Source organism: Roseomonas elaeocarpi (assembly GCF_042433915.1).
GTDB classification, from domain to species: Bacteria; Pseudomonadota; Alphaproteobacteria; order Acetobacterales; family Acetobacteraceae; genus Roseomonas; species Roseomonas elaeocarpi.
This window is the reverse complement of sequence record NZ_JBHLUN010000030.1, coordinates 1-1,190: the sequence shown is the minus strand read 5'-3', so window position 1 is coordinate 1,190 and position 1,190 is coordinate 1. Positions and strand designations below refer to the sequence as shown.

At 67.2% G+C, this 1,190-nt stretch carries 1 protein-coding gene; it reads left to right on the top strand.

All coding sequences use genetic code 11. The features are described from left to right. The first annotated feature begins 2 nt into the window (after positions 1-2). Positions 3-1,190: an elongation factor Tu gene (tuf, locus tag ACFFGY_RS22220; RefSeq protein ID WP_377046728.1), complete on the top strand. Its 1,188-nt coding sequence runs from the start codon at positions 3-5 to the stop codon at positions 1,188-1,190.

Sequence of the window (1,190 nt, the reverse complement as noted above, 5' to 3'; positions counted from 1 at the left end):
ACATGGCGAAGGCGAAGTTCGAGCGGACGAAGCCGCACTGCAACATCGGCACGATCGGGCACGTGGATCACGGCAAGACGTCGCTGACGGCAGCGATCACGAAGGTGCTGGCGAAGTCGGGTGGCGCGTCGTTCACGGCGTACGACCAGATCGACAAGGCGCCGGAGGAGCGCGCGCGCGGCATCACGATCTCCACGGCGCACGTGGAGTACGAGACGGCGAACCGTCACTACGCGCACGTGGACTGCCCTGGCCACGCCGACTACGTGAAGAACATGATCACGGGTGCGGCGCAGATGGACGGCGCGATCCTGGTGTGCTCGGCGGCCGACGGCCCGATGCCGCAGACGCGCGAGCACATCCTGCTGGCGCGCCAGGTGGGCGTGCCCGCGCTGGTGGTGTTCCTGAACAAGATGGACCTGGCCGATCCCGACCTCGTTGAGCTGGTGGAGATGGAGGTGCGCGAGCTGCTGTCCTCCTACCAGTTCCCCGGCGACGACATCCCGGTGATCAAGGGCTCGGCCGTGGCGGCGCTCGAGGACAAGACGCCCGAGATCGGCGAGCAGGCGGTTCTGGCGCTGATGGAGGCGGTGGACAGCTACATCCCGCAGCCGGAGCGTCCGAAGGACCTGCCGTTCCTGATGCCGATCGAGGACGTGTTCTCGATCTCGGGCCGCGGCACCGTGGTGACGGGTCGCGTCGAGCGCGGCATCGTCAAGGTGGGCGAGGAAGTCGAGATCGTCGGCCTGAAGGACACCGTGAAGACGACGGTGACGGGCGTGGAGATGTTCCGCAAGCTGCTGGACAGCGGCGAGGCGGGCGACAACATCGGCGCGCTGCTGCGCGGCACGAAGCGTGAGGACGTGGAGCGCGGCCAGGTTCTGGCCAAGCCCGGCACGATCAAGCCGCACAACAAGTTCAAGGCCGAAGCCTACATCCTGACCAAGGAAGAGGGCGGCCGCCACACGCCGTTCTTCACCAACTACCGCCCGCAGTTCTACTTCCGCACGACCGACGTGACGGGCGTGGTGCAGCTGCCCGAAGGCGTGGAGATGGTGATGCCGGGCGACAACGTGGCGATGGACGTGGAGCTGATCGCGCCGATCGCCATGGACCAGGGCCTGCGCTTCGCCATCCGCGAGGGTGGCCGCACCGTGGGTGCGGGCGTCGTCGCCAGCATCGAGAAGTAA

Bases quoted from the DNA above. Each gene is read 5' to 3' on its own strand.
- tuf (WP_377046728.1), top strand. From the start codon at position 3: ATGGCGAAGGCGAAGTTCGAGCGGACGAAGCCGCACTGCAACATCGGC.